A 279-nucleotide genomic window follows, 5' to 3' on the forward strand; every position below is an offset into this window, starting at 1 on the left:
GCACAAGCTCGATTCACAGCTGGCAGCAGAGCTTAGTTCCTAAAACAACCAGAAATAAAGCACCGACTAAAATATCAAATGAAGCCTTATTGAAAGATGTTGAACAGCATCCAGACGATTATATGTACGAGAGAGCACAGCGTTTAGATTGCAGCAAGTCAGGCATTGAGTCGGCTTTAAAACGTCTTAGCATCAGTCAAAAAAAAGACCTTAGAGCATCCAAAAGCGTGTCCAATAAAAAGAGCGATATATCAAGATAAGATTGATAGCTTTACGCAG

General features: G+C 40.1%; 1 protein-coding gene. It reads left to right on the top strand.

What is annotated here, in order from left to right; genetic code table 11:
• Window positions 1-260 (top strand): IS630 transposase-related protein (locus tag AAEY75_RS14760; protein ID WP_352259988.1); only part of this gene is annotated, 260 nt, incomplete at its 5' end.
• Window positions 261-279: the final 19 nt, after the last annotated feature.

Source organism: Psychrobacter sp. TB55-MNA-CIBAN-0194 (genome assembly GCF_040309505.1).
Classification (GTDB): Bacteria; Pseudomonadota; Gammaproteobacteria; order Pseudomonadales; family Moraxellaceae; genus Psychrobacter; species Psychrobacter fozii.